General features: G+C 58.2%; 16 protein-coding genes. 10 read left to right on the top strand and 6 right to left on the bottom strand.

All coding sequences use genetic code 11. The annotated features are described in order from the left end of the window. Positions 1 to 7: 7 nt before the first annotated feature. The gene (locus WG936_RS11250) at positions 8 to 1,990 is read right to left on the bottom strand and encodes a M3 family metallopeptidase (protein ID WP_339572960.1); all 1,983 of its coding nucleotides are present in this window, start codon (positions 1,988 to 1,990) and stop codon (positions 8 to 10) included. Continuing rightward, on the bottom strand, positions 1,991 to 3,550 hold the full coding sequence (locus WG936_RS11245; protein WP_339565247.1) for an FMN-binding glutamate synthase family protein: 1,560 nt from the start codon (positions 3,548 to 3,550) through the stop codon (positions 1,991 to 1,993). Between the two features lie 105 nt (positions 3,551 to 3,655). Here WG936_RS11245 and treS point away from each other — a divergent pair, with 105 nt between their 5' ends. Then, a complete protein-coding gene (gene treS, locus WG936_RS11240; RefSeq protein ID WP_339572959.1) occupies positions 3,656 to 5,407 on the top strand; it encodes a maltose alpha-D-glucosyltransferase in 1,752 nt (583 codons plus the stop codon). A gap of 9 nt (positions 5,408 to 5,416) precedes the next feature. Then, on the top strand, positions 5,417 to 6,574 hold the full coding sequence (locus WG936_RS11235; protein WP_339572958.1) for a phosphotransferase: 1,158 nt from the start codon (positions 5,417 to 5,419) through the stop codon (positions 6,572 to 6,574). Here WG936_RS11235 and idi read toward each other — a convergent pair. Then, positions 6,564 to 7,118, bottom strand: coding sequence for an isopentenyl-diphosphate Delta-isomerase (gene idi, locus WG936_RS11230; protein ID WP_339565250.1), 555 nt, complete (start codon positions 7,116 to 7,118; stop codon positions 6,564 to 6,566). The two genes, WG936_RS11235 and idi, sit on opposite strands and share 11 nt — an antisense overlap. An 89-nt stretch (positions 7,119 to 7,207) precedes the next feature. Between idi and WG936_RS11225 the strand changes: the two genes are divergently transcribed. After that, positions 7,208 to 8,062, top strand: a complete 855-nt coding sequence (locus WG936_RS11225; RefSeq protein ID WP_339572957.1) for a phytoene/squalene synthase family protein — start codon at positions 7,208 to 7,210, stop codon at positions 8,060 to 8,062. Beyond that, positions 8,062 to 9,534 (top strand): phytoene desaturase family protein, encoded by a 1,473-nt coding sequence (gene crtI / locus WG936_RS11220; protein WP_339572956.1) that lies wholly within the window; start codon positions 8,062 to 8,064, stop codon positions 9,532 to 9,534. Before WG936_RS11225 ends, crtI begins: the two co-directional genes overlap by 1 nt. On the opposite strand, the gene WG936_RS11215 is transcribed toward crtI, so the two are convergent. Continuing rightward, complete coding sequence (locus tag WG936_RS11215) at positions 9,531 to 10,073, bottom strand: hypothetical protein (protein ID WP_339572955.1); 543 nt, start codon at positions 10,071 to 10,073, stop codon at positions 9,531 to 9,533. The genes crtI and WG936_RS11215 overlap by 4 nt on opposite strands. A gap of 98 nt (positions 10,074 to 10,171) precedes the next feature. On the opposite strand from WG936_RS11215, the gene WG936_RS11210 reads away from it, so the two are divergent. Together WG936_RS11210 and brnQ are read left to right on the top strand one after the other, a co-directional pair. Then, entirely contained in the window at positions 10,172 to 12,019 is a 1,848-nt protein-coding gene (locus WG936_RS11210; protein WP_339572954.1) for an ABC transporter ATP-binding protein, read from the top strand. Between the two features lie 133 nt (positions 12,020 to 12,152). Beyond that, positions 12,153 to 13,538, top strand: coding sequence for a branched-chain amino acid transport system II carrier protein (brnQ, locus tag WG936_RS11205; RefSeq protein ID WP_339572953.1), 1,386 nt, complete (start codon positions 12,153 to 12,155; stop codon positions 13,536 to 13,538). A 96-nt stretch (positions 13,539 to 13,634) separates the two neighbouring features. On the opposite strand, the gene WG936_RS11200 is transcribed toward brnQ, so the two are convergent. Both WG936_RS11200 and WG936_RS11195 read right to left on the bottom strand, forming a co-directional pair. Then, positions 13,635 to 15,494, bottom strand: coding sequence for a BCCT family transporter (locus WG936_RS11200; protein WP_339565256.1), 1,860 nt, complete (start codon positions 15,492 to 15,494; stop codon positions 13,635 to 13,637). 158 nt (positions 15,495 to 15,652) lie between these two features. Next, the gene (locus WG936_RS11195; RefSeq protein WP_339572952.1) at positions 15,653 to 16,183 is read right to left on the bottom strand and encodes a hypothetical protein; all 531 of its coding nucleotides are present in this window, start codon (positions 16,181 to 16,183) and stop codon (positions 15,653 to 15,655) included. A 91-nt stretch (positions 16,184 to 16,274) separates the two neighbouring features. Between WG936_RS11195 and WG936_RS11190 the strand changes: the two genes are divergently transcribed. The 4 genes from WG936_RS11190 to WG936_RS11175 are packed head-to-tail and all read left to right on the top strand — an operon-like array spanning position 16,275 to position 21,143. Further along, a complete protein-coding gene (locus WG936_RS11190; RefSeq protein WP_445227961.1) occupies positions 16,275 to 17,795 on the top strand; it encodes an ABC transporter substrate-binding protein in 1,521 nt (506 codons plus the stop codon). After that, the gene (locus WG936_RS11185) at positions 17,792 to 18,736 is read left to right on the top strand and encodes an ABC transporter permease (protein ID WP_339565258.1); all 945 of its coding nucleotides are present in this window, start codon (positions 17,792 to 17,794) and stop codon (positions 18,734 to 18,736) included. Before WG936_RS11190 ends, WG936_RS11185 begins: the two co-directional genes overlap by 4 nt. After that, a complete protein-coding gene (locus WG936_RS11180) occupies positions 18,733 to 19,563 on the top strand; it encodes an ABC transporter permease (protein WP_339565259.1) in 831 nt (276 codons plus the stop codon). Before WG936_RS11185 ends, WG936_RS11180 begins: the two co-directional genes overlap by 4 nt. Further along, positions 19,560 to 21,143 carry an ABC transporter ATP-binding protein gene (locus WG936_RS11175; RefSeq protein ID WP_339572951.1) on the top strand — a complete coding sequence of 528 codons (1,584 nt, stop codon included), beginning with the start codon at positions 19,560 to 19,562 and terminating at the stop codon, positions 21,141 to 21,143. The genes WG936_RS11180 and WG936_RS11175 overlap by 4 nt, the downstream gene beginning before the upstream one ends. The last annotated feature ends 9 nt before the right edge of the window (positions 21,144 to 21,152 follow it).

The raw sequence follows: 21,152 nt of genomic DNA, 5'->3' as shown, positions 1-21,152 counted from the left end.
TTAAACCTTACACCTTGGTACCAGCGAGTCCACGTCGCTGTAGCAGTGGCGCGAGGGTTCGTTCTCGACCTCGTAGTGCTGTAAATGCAGCGGTGTAATCGCGGGATGCGCCGCGGGAAAGCACCAAATCGCGGAAACGCTGGCCCGCAGCCCGAAGATCGGGTTCTGCGGAGAACCAGTCGAATCCGTCGGCATCGAGTGCTTCCGCCCAAAGGTAGGAGTAGTAGCCCGCAGAGTAGCCTCCGCCGAAGATGTGGTTGAAGTAGCGGGTCTGATAGCGAGCCTTGAGGTGGTTCACGGAGAGCCCGGCTGCTGCCAGCGCTTGTTCTTCGAAGGAGTCGATGTCGGATGGGGTGAGTTCGGCTAGTTCTTCTGAACTCAGGCTGTGCCAGGCGAGGTCGATGATTGCGGCAGCAAGGTATTCGGAGGTTGCGAAGCCTTGGCCGAATTGTTTTGCGGCACTGATGGCGTCGATAAGCGCCTGGGGCATGTCGGGCGCATAATTCGCCAGCACTGCGGGGTGGAACGCCCAGTTTTCGTTGATCTGCGAGGGGAATTCCACGTAGTCGCGTGGCACGCTCGTACCGGAGAAGGACGGGTAGCGGACGTCCGAGAGTAGCCCATGCAGCGCGTGGCCAAACTCGTGGAACACGGTGGTGACCTCATCCAGAGACAGGTAGGCCTCGCCGGAGGTTGTCTTGGTCACCCCCATCACATTGACCACTACTGGCTGCTGCCCCAGCAGGTGGTTTTGGTCCACGAAGGAGCTCATCCACGCCCCGCCGCGTTTCGACGGCCGCCCAAAGTAATCGGTCAGGAGCAGGCCAACGCCGGTGCCATCTGCCTCCTTTACCTCCCACACATCGACACCGGGAGCATAGCCCTGCAGGTCAGGGCGTGCGGTAATCTTAATGCCGTACAACAACTGGGCGGCGTAGAACGCGCCATCTTCAACCACGCGGCGGAGCGGGAAGTATTGCCGCAGTTCCGCCTCATCAAGTGCGTAGTCACGCGCTCGGACCTTGGCTTCCCAATAGGGCCAATCGGCACCATTGATGTCTGAACCGGCGGCCTCACAGAGGAGCTTGTACTCCCCCGTCGCATTTGCCGAGGCAGCTGGTGCGAGGTCTCGCAGCAACGACCATACGGCGCTGACATCATCAGCGGTTTCTTCCTCAATCACATAAGCGGCGTGGCTCTCATAGCCAAGTAGCTCGGCTCGCTCCGCACGCAACCGTGCCATTGTCAGTGCGACCGCACCGTTGGCCTCGCCACGCTGCTGCGATTCCGTGTACAGCTTTTGACGCGCTGCTGCAGAGTCCAGGGTTGATTGGGCCGCCTGAATAGTGGGCAGTTCGAGCGGGATCACGTAACCATCGCGCCCGATCTCCGCGGCATAGGCGGCCGCGGAGGCTACCCGTTCCGAAGACAAACCTGCCAATTCTTCGCTGCTGAAGGAGACGGCAAGCCGTTTGGTATCTGCCAGCAAATTGTTGCGGAAATCCTCGGACAGCTGCGAAAGCTCAGCATCGATGTCGGTCAGGCGTTGCTTTGCTTCTTCGGGCAGGTCTGCGCCGCGGCGTCGAAAAGCGCGCAGGGTGTACGCGTGCAGGCGCTGGCTTTCCTCGTCTTCGGGAGCCTGCACAGACTGCAGCCGCTGGTACAGCGCGGAGTTGTGGTAAATCGCCGAGCTGTGTGCAGACAGTCGGGGCAACACTTCGGAAGCGATCGCCGTGAGTTCTTCCGAAGAGTCAGTCCCAGATAGGTTGAAGAATACTGCCGCGACGCGCCCCAGGGCTTGCCCCGCGGACTCGAAGGCCTCCATGGTGTTTTCCCAGTTCGGGGTGGCCGGGTTGGCCACGATGGCAGCGATCTCAGCGTCGTGGTCATCCAGCGCAGCCAAGAAGGCGGGCAGGAAATGCTTCGTTTCAATGTCCGCAAATGGTGGCAATTCGTACGGCAGTGCCGAGGGTTCCAGCAGGGGGTTCACTTATTCTCCAGTGGTGGTTCGCACGAGTCCGGCACGTGTTGGCGGAGTCGTGTACGTCTCTGCAGACGCGCGATCAAAGTCTCGCTGCCAATCGTAAGGGGCTTCGCTATTGATCAATGCGCCCGGGGCCAGCCAATCGAAGATGTCCTCGTAGGCACGGGCCTGCGTAGGGTCGATACGGCGCACGATGTGCGCTGGGCCCAAGTCTCGGAAGTCTGTCAAACCCATGGCGGACAGGATACGCATCGCAGATTTGAGGGTGTTGGCCTGGTAGTTCTTCACACGCTCGGCCTTGTCATCAACATCCAGGCCGCGGTAGAAGCGTGGGTTTTGGGTGGCCACTCCAGCTGGGCACTCATTGGTGTGGCAGGCTTTGGCCTGAATACAGCCCACAGCCATCATCATGCCGCGCGCCGAGTTTGTGAAGTCCGCGCCAATCGCGAGGCGGCGAATGATGTCGGCGCCTCCCACGATTTTGCCAGCAGCGCCGATGGCGATGTGCTGGCGTAGGTTACAACCCACGAGCGCATTGTGCATGATGATCAAACCTTCGGACAGCGGAGTACCCACGCGGTCCAGGAACTCCAGTGGCGCCGCACCGGTGCCGCCTTCTGCGCCGTCCACTGTGATGAAGTCGGGCATGATCCCGGTGCTCAGCATGGCTTTGCAGATGGATAGCACTTCGTGTCGGGTACCAACGCACAGTTTGAAACCGATTGGCTTTCCACCAGAGAGTTCACGCAGCTGCTGAATGAAGTGCATCATCTCAGTCGGATTGGTGAATGCGCTGTGGCTGGACGGAGACAAGCAGTCTTTCCCCTCTGGGATTCCACGAATCTCCGCGAGCTCAGCGGTGACCTTATCTCCTGGCAGCATGCCACCCATACCAGGCTTTGCGCCTTGGCTCAGCTTGATCAAAATTGCTTTGATCTGCAGCTTCTGCGCCTTCTCAGCGAACTTTTCCGGGCTGAAGGTCCCATCCTCATTACGGCACCCGAAGTAGCCGGATCCAATCTCCCACACGACGTCCGCACCATATTCCAGGTGGTACTGGGTGAGGCCACCTTCCCCAGTCTCATGCACAAAGCCACCCATCGCGGCGCCCTTGTTCATAGCCAAGACCGCGTTCTTGGACAAAGATCCGTAACTCATAGAAGAAACATTGAACAGTGGAATATCAAAGGGCTTCGCACACTGCGGTCCACCGAGGCGCACCTTGGGGGCGTGGGTAAGCATCGGGGCAGGGTTCACGGAGTGCAGAATGTGGTCGCGCCCCGGTTTGAGTAGGTCTCGCTCGGTACCGAAGGCTTCTTCTGCTCCGATGTTCTTGGACTGCTGGTAGACCATGGTTCGGGTCTCACGGTCAAAAGGAGCACCATCGGTGTCCGATTCGACAAAATATTGCTGGATTGGATCGCGTAAAGATTCAGCGATCCACCGGGCACGGCCGACTACTGGAAAGTTACGTCGGATGGAATGCTTGGGCTGAATGAGGTCGTAGGCTGCGAGTGCGGATGTGCCTGCAGCCAGCGCGATTGCACCCAAATTGCGTTTCTTCACGGTGGTGTCTCCCTTTGCCTATTGGTTACGTCTAACCATATGTGAATTCGCCGGGGAAAGTGATCAATCTGACACGCTCGGAGTCTTTTGCCTACTCTGGATCATATGACCGAACCTATTTCGACCACCCCGCTTGTTGACGATCACGGCTTCGTTGTTGAACCATCTTCGGACGATTTCCGGACCCCAGCGCCCGCCCCTGGCGAGGAGCCATGGGAGCGTCCTCAACCAGAGTGGTATAAGGAAGCAGTCTTTTATGAGGTGCTGGTCCGCGCGTTTGCCGACGACAATAATGACGGCATCGGCGATCTCAAAGGTCTGACTAAAAAGCTCGACTACCTGCAATGGCTCGGAGTGGATTGCCTCTGGATCCCGCCGTTTTATGATTCCCCGCTCAAGGACGGCGGCTACGACATCCGCAATTTCCGCGAAATCCTCCCCGAGTTCGGCACAGTGGATGACTTCGTGGAACTCATGGACCAGGCACACCAGCGTGGCATTCGCATCATCACAGACTTGGTGATGAACCACACCTCTGATCAGCACCCGTGGTTCGTGGAGTCCCGCCGGGAACCCGATGGCCCTTATGGCGACTTCTACGTGTGGAGCGACACCGAGGACCTCTACAATGAGGCCCGCATCATTTTCATCGACACGGAGACCTCAAACTGGACCTACGATCCAGTGCGCGGGCAGTACTACTGGCACCGCTTCTTTAGCCACCAGCCAGACCTGAACTATGACAACCCTGCCGTGCAGGACGCGATGCTCGACGCGATGCGTTTCTGGCTGGACCTCGGCCTGGACGGGTTCCGCCTCGATGCGGTGCCGTATCTCTACGAACGAGAAGGAACCAACGGCGAGAATCTTCCGGAGACGCACGAATTCCTCAAGCTGTGCCGCCGCGTAGTGGAAGAAGAGTACCCGGGCCGTGTGTTGCTGGCCGAGGCCAATCAGTGGCCCCAGGAAGTAGTGGAGTACTTCGGCGAACCCGAAATCGGCGACGAATGCCACATGGCCTTCCATTTCCCGCTGATGCCGCGCCTGTTTATGGCGGTTCGTAAAGAATCCCGCACCCCAATTTCCCGCATCATCCGCGATACCCCGGCCATCCCTAAGTCAGCGCAGTGGGGCATCTTCCTACGCAATCATGACGAACTCACCTTGGAAATGGTTACCGATGACGAGCGTGCCTACATGTATTCGCAGTATGCGAAGGAGCCACGCATGCGCGCGAACGTGGGCATTCGGCGTCGACTAGCGCCTTTGCTTGACGGCGACCGCAACCAAATCGAGCTGTTCACCGCCATGCTGCTCTCTCTGCCTGGCTCCCCCGTGCTGTATTACGGCGATGAAATCGGCATGGGCGATAACATCTGGCTGCATGACCGTGACGGTGTGCGCACGCCGATGCAGTGGAGCGATGACCGCAATGGCGGATTCTCCAAAGCTGATCCCGAGCGCCTCTACCTCCCGGCCATCCAGAATGCGCAGTACGGCTACGCCGCGGTCAATGTGGAAACGCAGGCCGACCAGGAGAACTCCCTGCTCAAGTGGACCCGCGCCCTCATCCACGTGCGCAAGCAGCATCAGGCATTCGGGCTAGGGAACTTTCGAGAGGTGGAATCTGAGAACGAGGCAGTATTCGCCTACCTGCGGGAATACGGAAACCAGACCATCTTGTGCGTCAATAACCTCTCTAAGCGTCCGCAGGCGGTGTCCTTGGATCTGTCCGAGTTCGTCCGCGTGACACCGCGGGAATTGACCGGCGGCGAAGACTTCCCCAAGATTCACGACCGCGAATGGACCGTCACGCTTGCCCCACATGGCTTCTTCTGGTTCGACCTCACCCGCTAAGGATCACTCATGTATGAAAGCATCGCTGCCGCCCGCTTTTTCCGGGCGAAGCAAACCGGCATCACCTCGCTCACCGAGCTGCGCTCCACTCAAGTAGGTCCAGCTCGCTGGGTGCTTGCCGACGTCGATGGCTACCTCTATCAGCTGGTCCTGAGCGATGACCACGATGTGCTCACTGCTCCGGATCTGCTGCTCGAGGTGCAGCGTGCTTTCGAATCTGATGCCGCTTTTGGCGCCGGGGAAATGCATGTGATCTCTCCTCCCCTACTTCCGAAGAACGCTAAGGCGAAGGTCTCTACCGCAGAGCAGTCCAATACTTCCATGGTTTTTTCGGGTGAGGGTTCCCCGGCTATCGCGAAGTTCTTCCGACTCTTAGAGCCGGGCATCAATCCCGAGGTCGAGCTGCTCGCAGGGCTCGCCCAGCAGCAATGTGTTTTCGTGCCAGCACTGCGCGGCTATTCCACCCTGGAGTGGGAGGGTGAAACCTATGTCACCGCAATGATCCAGGATTTCGCCGCTGATTCACAGGAGGGCTGGGATAAGGCGCTCCATTTTGCCTCCGAGTCCCGTTCCTTCGCCCACGAAGCCGGATACGTAGGAACGGCGCTGCGGGGCGTGCACCGGGACTTGGCTGCAGCGTTTGGCACGCAGACCGTCCCGGCGGAACAGGTGGTTCGTCAACTAGAGCAGCGGTTGGATAACCTGGTCGCCCAAGCCAGCGTCCTTGCACCGTATCGAGGCGCTATCCGCGCGGCCTATAAGATGGCGGCGCAAGGCAGCACTGAAGTCCAAAGGATCCACGGCGATGCGCATCTAGGCCAGATCCTCTGCACACCGGATCGTTACCTTTTCATCGACTTCGAAGGCGAGCCTGCGCGCCCGCTGGCGGAGCGTCGCGGCAATTTCTCCCCATTACAGGACCTCGCCGGCTTGATTCGGTCCTTCGGTTACGCCGCCCACTTCACCAACGGCTTGGCTGATCCGGAGGGCTGGGCCGCGGAGTGTTCCGCCGCGATGCTTGAGTCATATGGCATCCAGCCCAGCCCGCTACTCGACGCCCTAGTCCTAGACAAAGCCCTGTACGAGGTGGTGTACGAGGCCAACAACCGGCCAGACTGGATCCACATTCCGCTGGAAGCTGTCAAACGCTTGGTTACTAACGAGTGATGGCTTCCCGCAGCTGCTGATAAGACAACTGCTCCACCATCCAGGGACTGAATGCGAACGGTGCGCCTTGTACGGCCGCAATGAGATCCGCCGGATCTACCCAGGTGTGCGAATCCACTTCGGCGGCCGAAGGCTGCACCTCCATCCCCTCCGACAAGGTAGCGATGAAGACGGGGCAGATCTCCCACTCAACGATCCCGGAAGAATCGGTGGCCCGGTAGGAGAATTCTGGCAGCACGGGGTGGACGTCGATAAGTGCGCCCTGCGGCAGGCCGAGTTCCACCTGGGCGCGGCGCTGGATGGCAGCGAGCGTATCCTCCCCCGGCGCGGGGTGCCCACACATCGAATTGGTCCAGATTCCCGGCCACGTCAGCTTCTGCAACGCCCGCCGGGTGATCAGCAGTCGTCCGGCGCTGTCTCGCACGTAGCAGGAAAACGCGAGATGGAGCGGGGTGTCTGTGGTGTGTACGTTGGCTTTCGGCGCGGTACCTGTCGGGTTTCCTGCGAGGTCGGTCAGCACAACCATTTCAACGCTGTCAGTCATAGCTCCCCACCGTAGCCGGTCGATGTGCAGCTTGGGGGACGGGGCATGAGATTATGGAATACATGACGAAGAGCGAGGCGAGTTAGGCTGTGACTCCTTTGGAAAAATTCACCACCATGTCTACCCAGGCAGCTGGCGCCGTCATCGCAACGTATTCCACCAGCTTTTCCCTCGCGAGTTCACTCTTGGCCCCACCGGTGCGTCGTCATATTCGCAACCTTTATGCCGTGGTTCGCATCGCTGATGAGATCGTGGATGGCGTCGCGGCGGCAGCTGGCTTCAATTGCCAGGAAATCGCGCACACCTTGGATCGCTTCGAAGCCGAGACTTTCACTGCTCTCGACACTGGCTTTTCCACCAATCCAGTGCTGCACGCCTTTGCACACACCGCCAGTGCCTGCAGCATTGAGCGCGCTCATCTCAGGGCCTTCTTCGATTCCATGCGGGCGGACGTGACTTCTTGTGTACACACCGAAGAATCCCGAGATACTTATGTTTTTGGCTCAGCCGAGGTTATTGGCCTGATGTGCTTGAGCATTTTCACCGCCGGGCATGGACTTTCTGATCGCGCCCGCGCTAACTGTAGCGTCGCGGCGCGCCACTTGGGCAAGGCTTTCCAACTGATCAATTTCCTGCGTGACTATCACACCGACGATGCCGCTCTTGGCCGCCACTATGTTGATCTCACTCCGGGCAGCAAGGACGCGCTGATCCAAGAGATCCGCGAGGACCTACGCATCGCCTACCTTGGGATTCCTGCGCTGCCACTGGGCGCCCGTTCCGGAGTGCTCGCCGCCTATTTGTTGTTTAGTGAGCTGAGCGACCGCCTCGATGCTGCCAGCGTTGCTGATATTAAGGCTGAACGAGTTCGCGTCCCAACCGCAAAGAAGGCGATTTTGGCGGCGCGCGCTGCGGCGATCGCACCCCGAATGAAGGAGAAGTAATGGACGTCTGCGTCATCGGCGGCGGCATTGCCGGGCTCGCCTCCGCCGCACTGCTTGCCGACGCCGGCTGCCATGTCACCCTCGTGGAGAAGAATACCGAGGTTGGCGGCCGCACAGGACGCATCAGCGATGGCGGGTTCGTTTTTGATACCGGCCCGAGTTGGTACCTCATGCCCGAGGCTTTCGATCGATTCTTCGAATCGCTGGGCACGAGTACGGCGGAGCAATTGGAGCTGGTGGATCTTGTGCCCGCCTACCGAGTCTTTCCAGAGGGCAAGCCTTCCTTTGATATTGTCACCGGATGCGTACCGGAGTTGTTTGAAGAGTTTGAACCCGGCGCGGGCGAGAAATTGAAGGCGTACCTGGAGCGGGCTTCATTTACTTATCGGGTGGCAGTGGACACTTTCCTGTACACCACGTTTTCTTCACCGCTACCGTTCCTGAACGCAACCGTGCTCGGAAACCTTGCCTTGCTCACCCAATTGCTCACCCTGAACTTGCACCAGTGGGTGGCTCGAGATTTTTCCGATCCACGGATCCAGCAAGTCCTTGAGTACCCAGCGGTGTTCCTTTCGAGCTTCCCGCAGCGGACGCCGGCAATGTATCACCTGCTCTCGCACACCGACCTAGTGGAGGGGGTGCGCTACCCCATGGGTGGATTCTCGGCGTTGATTGCGGCGATCGCCCGGATCGCCGTGGACCGCGGCGTTACTATCCGCACTGGGTGTAGCGCCGAGGCTATTACTACCTCGGCTGGCTCGGTCACAGGTGTGCGAATCCGCACGCAGGAGGGCATAGAGCATCTCCCTGCAGCAGTGGTGGTTTCCGGTGCTGATCTGCACCATACTGAAACGTTACTTCCGAAGCACTTGCGCGAAGTGCGCTGGGAGAAGAAAGATCCGGGCATCAGCTGCGTGGTGGCCATGCTCGGGGTGCGCGGAGATCTCCCCGAGCTCACCCACCACCAATTGTTGCTCAGTGCGGACTGGGACAAAGACTTCGCTGCGATTTCCGGTGCTGGCGATTATTCGCGATCGATTTACGTCTGCAAAGCATCTGCAACTGATCCGGGCTGCGCTCCTGCAGGGCATTCGAACGTGTTCGTTCTTATTCCTGTCCAGGCCCGGGCCGATTTCGGCCGGGGTGGCGATCCACAGGTGGAGCGCATCATTGACGACGTCATCGCGCTCATCGAGTCCCGCACGGGTGCCGTGATCGCGAAGCACACCGTGGTTCGGCATAGCTTGGGTCCCAGTGACTTTGCCAGCAATTACAACGCCTGGGAGGGAAATGCCATTGGACTGGCGCATACCCTGCGACAGTCCGCATTCCTGCGCGGAACAAATGCCTCCCGCAAGGTGGACGGCCTCTACTTCGCCGGTGCCACCACGACGCCAGGAGTAGGGCTACCGATGTGTTTGATCAGCGCCGACAACGTGATTACCCGGCTGCGAGAACAGGGCAAACTCTAAATGTTCAGGTTGCCACTGAACACTGCGTTACCCAGCGTTAGCTCCGCATTGCTGAGATTCCAGGGCGTGGTGTTAAAGGTGTAGCTGATCTTGGTTTCAGACAACGCACCGAGTGGTGCATCGAGACCATGGTCTTCCACCTGCATCAATTCGATTTCCTTGCCAGCGACAGTGAGCTTGGGAGTTCCAATGGCTGCGGGCGGGACTGCTACCTGCTCGTTGAGGTTCTTCATTGCGATAATGAACTTCGCCCCGCCTTGGTTGCCCTGATAGACGGTGAGGATGCGCCACTGAACCCCCATACCAGTGTCTTCGACTGCGGCAGTGGTGCTACTGGCTTTAATTGGGGCAACGTTTTGCGGCGCAAAGGTCGCTTCCGGTGTCTCGGAAACCTGCACCTCTTCCTTCGTGTTAGCGATGGCTCCGGGCACCTCGCCATTGATTTTTCTACCGAGTGTGGCGCAGCTTGTTAAGGAGGCTGCAAGTGTGAGCGTGACCAGGACGATGCCGGCGGTACGGACCAGTGGTGTCAACGTCATGATGCCTCTTATTTTTCGGTGTCGTACGGTTGGGCAGGCGAAGCACCGCCCCTAAGCGATATTGTAGCTAAGTCACCAACTATTAGAATTGATATTGCATGCGATCTTTAGCCCGAATTCTGCGCAGTACCTCAGCGCTGTGGCCCTACTATTTAGGAGTCATTCTCTCCTCCGTAGCGGTGGCTGCGCTCTCCCTCGTAACGCCGTTTATTTTGCGTTCGGCCACCAACACGATCGTCTCCGCAGTGAGTGGCCAAGTCACGGCCGATAGCGTCACGTCCGTCATCATTGCACTGGCGATCGGCCTGTTTGTCGCAGAGTTGGCCAACACCCTGATTCACAATGTGGGTGGTTACATCGGTGATGTGATGGCAGGGCGGATGCGCCAAATCCTGTCTACTCGTTACTTTGCGCGGCTGCTCAGCTTGCCGCAGAGTTTCTTCGACAACCAAGTTACGGGCACGATCATCGCACGCTTGGATCGTTCGATCACGTCCATCACGCAATTCTTGCAGTCCTTTTCGAACAATTTCTTCCCCATGCTCATCACCACGTTCGCGGTGCTCGGCATCACCGGATGGTACTACTGGCCGTTGGCATTACTGCTCGCGATCGTGTTTCCGCTCTATATGTGGCTCACCACCCTGACTTCGAAAAAATGGCAGCGTATCGAGGGCGATAAGAACAAGGACATTGATGCCGCGGGAGGTCGCTTTGCCGAGGTCATTGGGCAGGTGAAGGTAGTCAAGTCCTTTGTTTCCGAATTGCGGGAGCTTGGTAGTTTCAGCCACAGGTATGCGCGTACGGTTTCGCTCACCCGGGAGCAATCTCAGCATTGGCATGTCATGGACTTCGCTCGTGGCGGGGTGATGAACCTAATCTTCTTCGGAATCTACCTTCTGCTGTTTTGGCGCACACTGCACGGTTACTTCTCGCTAGGAGACTTGGTCCTCCTGCTCCAGCTAATCAACATGGCAAAACAGCCGGTGTCCATGATGAGCTACCTCGTTGACAGTGCGCAGCGCGCTGTCGCAGGTTCTAAGGACTACTTCGAGGTAATGGAACAGTTGCCCGAGCACACTGCCAATAGCCAGTTGCTTGCCGCCACGGAGGCCTCGGACATGCCGTCGATAAGCCCCGAGCAGCCAGTACCGCTGACGCCAGCGTCGGCGCTGCCAGTCATCGCCTTCGAGGGGGTGAGTTTTGGATACACCGAGCAGCAGGTAATCCACGACGTCAGCTTCGCCGCTAGTGCTGGCGAAAGGATCGCTCTGGTCGGCGAATCCGGTGGCGGTAAATCTACCCTGGTCAATCTGCTGCTCGGATTGTATCGACCGAGTGCTGGTCGGATGCTGGTCTGTGGCCGGGACGTGGATGAGCTGGACAGTGCCACACTTCGTTCCTCCGTTGGCGTGGTGTTCCAGGAGGCTGCACTCTTTTCTGGGACTGTGCGGGAGAACATCGCCTACGGCCGTCCTGGGGCGAGCGATGCCGAGGTCATGGCGGCGGCGCTGAAAGCGAACGCACACGATTTCATCGAGAAGTTTAACGATGGCTACGACACAGTCATCGGCGAGCGTGGCCTCCGACTTTCGGGAGGTCAGAAACAACGCGTCGCGGTCGCCCGGGCAATCTTGAAGGATGCTCCCGTGCTGGTCTTGGATGAGGCCACCTCGGCACTGGATACTAAGGCGGAACGGGCGGTACAAAAGGGTCTAGATGAGCTCATGGTGGGTCGCACTACTCTGATCATCGCGCATCGCCTGTCCACCATCGCCAGCGTGGACAAAATCATCACGCTTGTCGACGGCCATGTTGATGAGATCGGTAGCCCCGCGGAACTCGCGCACACCGGCGGCATTTATGCAGAGCTTTTGGCCCTTACTGCAAGCAATTCCCTAGAAAACCGTAGGAAACTTCAAAAATTTGGACTAAAATCCGAGTAATTTCCTATTCTGTGGGACAAAAACTAGGATACCAATTACCGCTCATCTCTCAGAAATGCTTGCTATGATCCAGGTCACACACCCAGTTGACCTCGTCACCAGCACGAGATACGGAATTCTTGAAAGGTATCCAATGACCAACGCTGAATCCACAGCGACACCAGCGAGCTTAAAGTCGCCTGTACTGATCATCGTCGCAACCAGCTTGATGCTGTTTTCGATGTTTTTTGGTGCTGGAAACTTGATCTTCCCACCCATGTTGGGCGTAGAATCCGGTAACGGTTTCACCCCAGCAATTATCGGCTTCTGCCTCACCGGCGTTGCTCTCCCAGTGATCGGCGTCGTTGCCATCGCTCTGACCGGTAACAACGTTCAGGACCTCGCTAAGCGCGGCGGCTGGGTGTTCGGCCTCATCTTCCCGGTCCTCGTTTATCTTTCTATCGGCTGCTTCTACGCCCTTCCTCGCACCGGCGTCGTAAGCTTTGAGACTGCAATCGTGCCAATCACCGGCCAGGACAACACCACGTCCGCAGTGATCTTCTCTTTCGTCTTCTTTGGCGTTTCCCTGCTGTTGGCGCTCAACCCAGCAGGTCTGGTTGACACTTTGGGCAAAGTCTTGACCCCGATGCTGCTCATCTTGCTCGTAGTCCTCGTCGTACTCTCGATGCTGAACCTGAACGGCACCCCCGGCGCCGCCTCCGAGGATTACGCCACTCACCCAATGGCTAATGGCCTTGTTGTCGGCTACCTCACCATGGACTCGCTCGCGGCTTTGGCGTTCGGCATCGTCGTCGTCAACGCTCTGCGCTACAAGGGCTTCCCAGAAGGCAAACAGCTAGTCCGCGGCGTGTCCGTATCCGCAGTCATCGCAGGCGTGCTCCTGGCCATCATTTACGTCGGACTGGGCTTCATCGGCCAGGTCATTCCGGATCCAAGCAAGTACGAGAACGGCGCCGCGCTGCTTACCGACGCCGCCCGGATCACAATGGGTCAGCCAGGCATGATCGTCTTCGGCGCAATCGTTCTCTTGGCCTGCATCACTACTGCCGTCGGCCTGATCGGTGCTACCTCAGAGTTCTTCAACCACTTGGTTCCAGCAATCTCCTACCGAGTTTGGGCCGTGGTCTTCACCTTGGTCGCAGTGCTGTTGTCTGTACAAGGCCTTGAGGCTGTGCTTGCAGTGGCAGGACCAATCATCGGCTTCCTGTACCCACCAGCCATCGCATTGATCTTCCTGACCCTGGTTGAGCCGATCTTCGGTCGCCGCATCAACACCGTGTTCAAAATCGTTCTCCCAGTTGCCATTATCTGGGCGGCCCTAATGAGCTTTAACTCGCTCGGCTGGGGTTCCAGCTTCATCGAACCGCTCATCTCTTGGTCTCCGATGCATAGCATGGAGCTCGGCTGGGTTGTGCCTGTGTTAATCACTATGGTTGTTGGCCTGATCGTGGACTTCATGCGCCCCAAGGAAGAGATCGTCTTCCGTAAGGACGTCACCGCAGAGCTTCCTACTGTGTAGGCTCTCGCGTCAAAAGCGTCAAGGCCCGACATCCACACCTAGGATGTCGGGCCTTGACGCTTTCAAATGTCACTTAGGGCATGGCTTGAGAATCTGCTAGCTGTCCTCGTCACGAGCGGTTGGTCTGGAGGATTCGATGATGCGGTGCCCACCGCCCAGTGGGGTGGAATCTGTCAGGGGATCATCATCCATATCTCCCACCACGCCAAGGTCACCGGCGACAACAACATTGCCCGGGATCACGATCCGCCCCTCTTCATCGTGCTCCACCTTGAGCGTTGGCAGCTCGTTTCCGTCTTCGTCATAGCCAGGTGCTGGCATTGCTTCATGAGCTTCAAGCTTCTCCGGGGTATCAGTCTTTTCCCAGCGACGAGTTTCTACTCGTCGGCGAGCAGCTGAGTCATCATTCATTCCTTTCACCAGCGAGTACATCATCACAAAGTGCATGAGGAAGAACGGCAGGGCCACGATGATCACCACTTCTTGGAGCGTGGCGATGCCAGTGTCCGGAGAAACAAGCAACAGTGCGCCAGCCACTGCGCCGATCAAGACTGCCCAAAGCACTCGGTAAGAAGTCGGGGTGAGGTTCTCCTCGCCGGTAGACATCATGTCGGTGACCATCGCCGCGGAGTCAATGGAGGTAATGAAGAAGATGATCACGATCAAGACCGCGAATGGCGCCACGATCCCGGTGAGCGGATAGGCCTCCAGAAACTTGAACAAGGCAGCAGGAACATCGCCCTCTTCTACTACCGGTTTGGTGAGGAAGCCAGGATTGGCGAACTCGAGTTCTAGGCCAGCACGGCCGAAGATGGCAAACCAGATCATGCCGAAGATACTTGGCAATGCAAGCACGCCGGCGATGAATTCACGCACCGTACGGCCACGCGAGATCCGCGCAATGAACAGGCCGACGAATGGCGACCAACAAATCGTCCAAGCCCAGTAGAACACCGTCCATTTGCCCTGCCAGCCGGGGTTCTGGTCAAAGGAGTCAGTCCAGAACATCAACTCAGGCAACTCACCGGCATAGATCCCAAACGCTTCCACCGTGCCACGCAGCAAGGTCAGCGTCGGGCCCGCAATGAGGATAAACACCAAGAAGAGCACAGCCATGCCGACATTGATGTTGGAGAGGATTTTAATGCCTTTTTCCAACCCCGAGGCGACTGACAGACACGCTGCCGCAGTCACCACAACCAGGATGGACAGCTGCACCCAGCTGATGACAGGAACGTTGTAGAGCTTGTTGAGGCCAGCATTAATCTGCAGTACGCCGAGCCCCACCGAGACTGCAATACCGAAGACCGTGCCGATGATGGCGAGGGCGTCGATAAGCTTGCCAGGCGTACCGTAGATGCGGGAGCCGAGCAGCGGGGCGAACACCGAAGATATCCGCGGCGGCAGCTTGCGCTTGTAGATGAAGTAGCCGAGCGAGAGTCCCGGTACCACCATGATCACCCACATGTGGATTCCAAAGTGGTAGAAGGTGAAGGCCATCGCTTCGCGCGCCGCCTCCCGGGTACCGCTCTCCATGTCGGCGCGGGGCACATTGTAGAAGTGGTTGATCGGCTCGGCCACTCCCCAGAACATCAGCACGGCGCCCGTGCCGCCAGCAAAGAGCATGGCGAACCACACAGGGAGGGAGTGTTCCGGCTCATCGTCGTCGTCACCGAGCTTTACCCGGCCAAAACGGGAGACGAACACGGCGATCAAGAAGATTAATCCCAGCGAAACACCTGCGATGTACATCCACCCGAGATTGGTGAGCAGACTGCCCGCGATTGTGGAGAAAGCTTGCTGCGCACGTGCGCCGAAAATAATTGTCCCTGCTACGAACACCACGATGAATCCGGTGGCGACAAGGAAGATGAATGGGTCGGTCTTAAGTCCTAAGAATCTCTTCTCAGCCGGATTCTCCGGAGAAGACTCTTCGACCACTTTGATGGAGTCCATGTAGCTACGCTTTCCAATAACTGAATAATTCGATATAAAACAAGTGCTGTCAACGTTATGGAATTTCTGCTGCACTCTCCCTACTAAGTTGGCCATAACAGCAAACCCGTGACACAACAGTTACATTGATGTTATTTAGACAACCTCAAAACTCGGTCCTAAACAGCGCCAATTTTATGCACAGTTGTCGCGGGTTTTTCCTGGAGTATCCGATCTGCGATTTCAAAGGTCGGAGTGTTCGGGGCGAGGGGAAATTCCACGATGTAGTCATGTAACCCATGCTGGCCACTAGCTGCGGAAGCGGGATCTAAGCGCTCTGAAATCTGAATGGGAATCAGCGCCAGATAGTCCCGGCCATGCGCGGCATACAGTTGCAGGGCAGCAAGCTCTTGCAGCGGAAACTTGATACGGGTACGGGGAATTTTCACGTATTTCCCCACTACAAGCACCACGCGACGCCGCCGGATTAGAAACACCAGGAAGCTCAGTACCGTCACCACGATCCCCAAGGCAGGTGCAATGACCCCGATACCGTAGAGGACGCGCATGGCCTCATTGTTTGCGTCGACAAACGCGCGGTAGAGCAACCACGTCAATGGTGTTAGAAGCACCAGCAACAGGACAAAGGTGCGGGTCGCTCGAGACCGCAACAGGGCACCGAAATCGGAACGCACTCGAATCTTGTCCACGACGCGTTAGTGTAAACCACCTCGGGTTCTTAAGCAGGAAGCAAACCCCTATACTGCTAGCGTGTCTTTGAAAAACAGTGAGCGGGATAACATTCGCTTATTCCCGGTGGCGCGGACGGTGATAGCCGTCTGCCTCGCGTTGACGCTGAGTGCGTGCGCAGCTGGGAGTACTGCTACTCGCGTAGGCCGCATCGCGGGTGCAGATGCCGTGGTCGTCGCAACATTCGGCGCGCCCGCCTCCCTAGATTTCACGCGTTCGGCCGGCGCAGCGATCCCCGGCGCGCTGATGAAGAACGTATACGAAGGCCTCGTGCAGATCGACGACAACGGTACGATCCAACCCATGCTCGCAAGCAGCTGGGAACGCTCCGAAGACGGCCTGGAATACGTATTTCACCTCCGAGAGGGGGTTCGTTTTTCCAATGGCGCGCCTTTCAATGCTGAATCCGCGAAGTTCTCCATTGATCGCGTGAATTCGGATGCGTGGACTAACGGCCTGAAATCGCAGATGAAGGTGGTTTCTCAGACCACAGTCATGGATGACCACACCCTCAAAGTGACCCTTTCCCGCCCGAGTAACCAATGGCTGTGGGCGATGGGGACGCTCGTCGGCGCGATGATGAGCCCAACCGGCGTATCCGACTTAGCGCAGCGGCCTGTGGGCACCGGCCCCTATGAAGTAGAGCAATGGGCCGTGGGCCAGTCCTTGAGCTTCAAAGCCCGTTCGGACTATTGGGGTACTCAACCGGCAAATTCCACCGCCGCGATCCGCTATTTCGCCGACGCAGTGGGGGCCACCAACGCTTTGCAGTCGGGCGACGTAGACATGGTGTGGGCCATGCAGAGCCCCGAGCTTATCGACGTCCTGCGCGCCCGCGGCGAGTACCAGGTGAAGGTAGGCACCACCAACGGCGAAGTGCTGCTATCAATGAACAATGCCCGGGCACCATTCAATGACATCCGGGTGCGACAAGCGGTCATGCATGCCATTGACCGCCAGGCAGTGATCGACACCGCATGGGATGGTTACGGTCAAGATACCGGCGGGGTGCCCGTGCCACCGTCCGACCCGTGGTTCGCAGAGTCCACGCAGTACCCTTATGATCCGCAGCGTGCCCGCGACCTCCTGCATGAGGCGGGGGTTAATGAGAGCAATAATAAGATTGTCATTTCCGTCCCCTCTCTCCCCTATGCTGCTGCGATCTCTGAGCTCGTGGTCTCGCAACTCCGCGAAGTTGGGTTGGATGCATCGATCGAATCCACCGAATTCCCTGCGGTATGGCTGGCTAAGGTTCTCAAAGGGCACGACTACGATATGTCGCTGATCGCCCATGTGGAGGCCCGTGACCTCACGACATTGTTCGGCCCGGATTATTACTTGGGATATCACAACCCGACTACCGCTGAGCTGTTCGCCAAAGCGGATGCTGGTTCCCCGGAAGAGTTCAATCGTTATATGGGTGAGGCAGTGGACCAGATCATGAACGACGCCGCCGCAGATACGCTATTTAATTTCCCGAACATTGTGGTCGCAGATTCGCATGTAACGGGAATCCAGCCGGATGTGCGCACGGAGGGCTTGGAGCTTGCCCGGTTAGGAAAGCGACCATGATCTTGCAACTAGCCCGGTTCGGGGCCCGTTACGCGGCAACCTTCTTAGTATCCAGCGTGGTGGTGTTTTTGCTGCTACGCGTAGTGCCTGGTGATCCGGCAGAAATCGCATTGGGCGTGACAGCCACCGCCGAAGCAGTCGCGGCGAAGCGGACTCAGCTGGGTTTGGATCAGCCGCTCGTTGCACAGTATTTCACCTGGATGGGAGGGCTTTTGCGTGGAGATTTCGGCACCTCGCTCACCTCAGGCGCGGAAATCTCTCCACTGGTTTGGGATCGCATGCAGGTGTCGTTGATTCTTGTTAGCGCAGCGATGCTGCTGTCGCTGCTCATCGCTATTCCGCTGGGAACCTGGGCAGCCATGCGAGCCCGAGCTATCGACGGCATTGCGATTACCGCGGCCTCTCAGATCGGCATTGCCATCCCATCCTTCCTCGCTGCGGTCCTTGCCGTGTCATTGTTTTCAGTGCAGCTCGGCTGGCTTCCTGCTAACGGCTGGGTGCCGCCGAACCATTCCTTGAGCGGTTTCCTCTCCCGCTTGATTCTGCCGGCGGGCGCACTAGCCGCGGTGCAGGGCGCGATCATGACCCGCTACGTACGCAGTGCCGTCCTGGATATCCTCGGCGATGACTTCATGCGCACCGCCCGTGCCAAGGGACTGACCACCAGCCAAGCGTTGCGCAAGCATGGTCTGCGCAACGCAGCGCTGCCGGTGGTAACAGTCGCAGGCCTACAGCTAACCTCCTTGGTGGTGGGTGCCGTTGTCATCGAACGGGTGTTTTCAATCCCCGGCCTAGGAACGATGCTGCTAGATGCAGTTGTGGGCCGAGACATCACCACAGTTCAGACCATCGTCATGCTCCTGGTGCTGTTTACTTTGCTGGTGAACTTAGCTGTGGATGTGGCCAACACGATCATCGACCCACGAACGAGGATCTCATGAGGCTCAATCTTTCTGGCCGCATTGGCCTGTGCATCGTCGCTACGGTGGTCATCGCCGCAGTGGTGTCATTCTTCTGGACGCCTTATGACCCAATCCACGCCATCCCAGCAGACCGCCTTCAGGGATCTTCGCTGCGACACCTCATGGGTACAGACCGCTATGGACGCGATGTGTTTTCCCAAATGATGGCCGGCTCCCAGATCGCCTTACTGGTAGGAGTTGTTGCCGTCGGTATTGGCGCTGCTATTGGTACCCCACTCGGGATTCTGGCAGGAATGTCTCGTGGCCGAGTCGAGGGCTTGATCATGCGGTTGACAGATGTGTTGTTGGCGTTTCCTGCTCTCCTGCTCGCGATTGTCACCGGTGCAATTTGGGGTAGTTCGACGCTGACAGCGATGGTTGCTATCGGTATTGCTTCAGTTCCTGGCTTCACCAGAATCACCCGCTCGGGAACCCTGCAGGTAATGAGCAAGGACTACATTTTGGCTGCCCGGGATGCCCATCTGCCCGCGTGGTTGATCGCTATCAAGCATGTGCTGCCGAACATTGCCAGCATGTTGATCGTGCAAGCTTCCGTGTCTTTTGCCCTCGCCATTTTGGCCGAAGCCGCGCTTTCCTTCCTTGGGTTGGGTACCCCACCACCGGAACCGTCCTGGGGAAGGCTGCTGCAAAACGCACAAAGCTCCCTCGCCTCTGCCCCGATGCTTGCCTTCTGGCCCGGCGCGACGATTGCGCTGACCGTGCTGGGGTTCAATTTGCTCGGTGATAGTCTCCGTGACTCGGTGGACCCAAAGTCACGACGCGCAATGAAGGTGGAAGCCCTGTGATCAACATTGAAAACCTGCGCGTGACCACTAAGTCCGGCACTGAGTTGGTGCGCGATGTGAACCTGCAGATCGCCCCAGGAGAACGCGTGGGGCTCATCGGTGAATCTGGCTCAGGAAAGTCCCTCACGGCGCTGTCCATCATGGGTTTGCTCGCGGGTAATCTCACCGCCACCGGTTCCGTAGACTTTGCGGGTCGGGAGCTGCTCACCACTAGTGAGCGCGACCTTTCCCAACTCCGTGGCGAGAACATTTCCATGATCTTCCAGGAACCAATGACCGCGCTGAATCCGCTGATGACGGTAGGAGCGCAAATTGCAGAGGTCATGTCGGTGCACGGCCGGGCGTCGAAAAGCGAGGCACAGCAACGCACGTCGGAGCTGCTGGAGGATGTCGGTCTTAGCCCGGAGCTAGCACGACGCTTCCCCCACCAAATGTCTGGCGGGCAGCGTCAGCGGGTGCTCATCGCTATGGCCCTGGCTAATGAACCCGAACTGTTGCTCTGCGATGAACCGACCACGGCGTTGGATGTGACTGTACAGCGGCAGATCGTGGAGCTCATCGTGCGACTAGCGCAACGACGCGGCACGGCACTGTTGTTCATCACGCACGATTTGGGGCTCGTCGCCACGATCTGTGAGCGCGTCCTAGTGATGAAAGATGGGCAGATCGTAGAAGACGGAGCCACCGAGCAGGTGCTGCAGCGACCACAGCACGACTACACGCGAGGCTTGCTCGCAGCATCAGATCTGAGTGCACGCGATGCTTCGGGGCATCTTTACACAGTGAAGTCCGCGCAGGATGGGAGTTACCGCCCCGGTGTTGCGCACAGCACTCCACCGCGCCCACCCTTGGGCGAAGAGATCGTGCGAGTGGAGGGCGTGAGCAAGATTTATCGACATCGCTCCCTACTGCGCAGCACTGCCACGGTGGCTGCCAAGGACATCAGCCTGACGTTGCGTGAGGGGCAGCGTCTCGGCGTAGTCGGCGGCTCCGGTTCCGGTAAGTCCACGGTATTGCGGATTATCGCTGGTCTAGATCAGCCCACCACCGGCTCGGTGCAAGTGGACGGTGAAACCCAGATGGTGTTCCAGGACCCGTTCTCCTCCCTGGATCCACGCATGCGCATCGCAGACTCCGTTGCTGAACCGCTGCGGGGCTGGTCCCGACCGGATCGGGAGCGGCGGGTACGCGAGGTACTCGACGAGGTTGGTATTCCAAGCACTGCCCTGGAGCGCTTTCCCCACGAGTTTTCCGGCGGCCAGCGCCAGCGTATTTCCATCGCACGCGCGCTGACCGTACGACCCAAAATCATGCTTGCCGACGAGCCGGTTTCCGCGCTCGACGTGTCGGTGCGCGCCATGGTGCTCAACGTGATCGAGGACCTTATCACGGCGCATGGGATGTCAATGATTTTTGTCTCGCACGATCTGTCCGTGGTGGGCCAGGTGTGTTCGGATGTCCTCGTGATGAATAGGGGACGCATCGTGGAATCTGGCACGGTGGCACAGGTCTACGAACAGCCGCAGCACGAATACACTCAGGCACTGCTAGCCGCGATTCCGCGGCTTTCGGTGGGCTGATTGGCTGAT

The organism is Corynebacterium sp. H127, assembly GCF_037482665.1.
In the GTDB taxonomy this organism is placed as follows: domain Bacteria; phylum Actinomycetota; class Actinomycetes; order Mycobacteriales; family Mycobacteriaceae; genus Corynebacterium.
Note: the sequence above shows the minus strand (reverse complement) of the source record. Positions and strands in the feature narration are given on the sequence as shown.

Excerpts from the sequence above, each read along its gene's own strand:
- WG936_RS11235 (WP_339572958.1), top strand. The coding sequence starts at position 5,417 with ATGTATGAAAGCATCGCTGCCGCCCGCTTTTTCCGGGCGAAGCAAACC.
- WG936_RS11215 (WP_339572955.1), bottom strand. The coding sequence starts at position 10,073 with ATGACGTTGACACCACTGGTCCGTACCGCCGGCATCGTCCTGGTCACG.
- WG936_RS11210 (WP_339572954.1), top strand. The coding sequence starts at position 10,172 with ATGCGATCTTTAGCCCGAATTCTGCGCAGTACCTCAGCGCTGTGGCCC.
- WG936_RS11185 (WP_339565258.1), top strand. The coding sequence starts at position 17,792 with ATGATCTTGCAACTAGCCCGGTTCGGGGCCCGTTACGCGGCAACCTTC.
- WG936_RS11180 (WP_339565259.1), top strand. The coding sequence starts at position 18,733 with ATGAGGCTCAATCTTTCTGGCCGCATTGGCCTGTGCATCGTCGCTACG.
- WG936_RS11200 (WP_339565256.1), bottom strand. The coding sequence starts at position 15,494 with ATGGACTCCATCAAAGTGGTCGAAGAGTCTTCTCCGGAGAATCCGGCT.
- crtI (WP_339572956.1), top strand. The coding sequence starts at position 8,062 with ATGGACGTCTGCGTCATCGGCGGCGGCATTGCCGGGCTCGCCTCCGCC.
- brnQ (WP_339572953.1), top strand. The coding sequence starts at position 12,153 with ATGACCAACGCTGAATCCACAGCGACACCAGCGAGCTTAAAGTCGCCT.
- treS (WP_339572959.1), top strand. The coding sequence starts at position 3,656 with ATGACCGAACCTATTTCGACCACCCCGCTTGTTGACGATCACGGCTTC.
- idi (WP_339565250.1), bottom strand. The coding sequence starts at position 7,118 with ATGACTGACAGCGTTGAAATGGTTGTGCTGACCGACCTCGCAGGAAAC.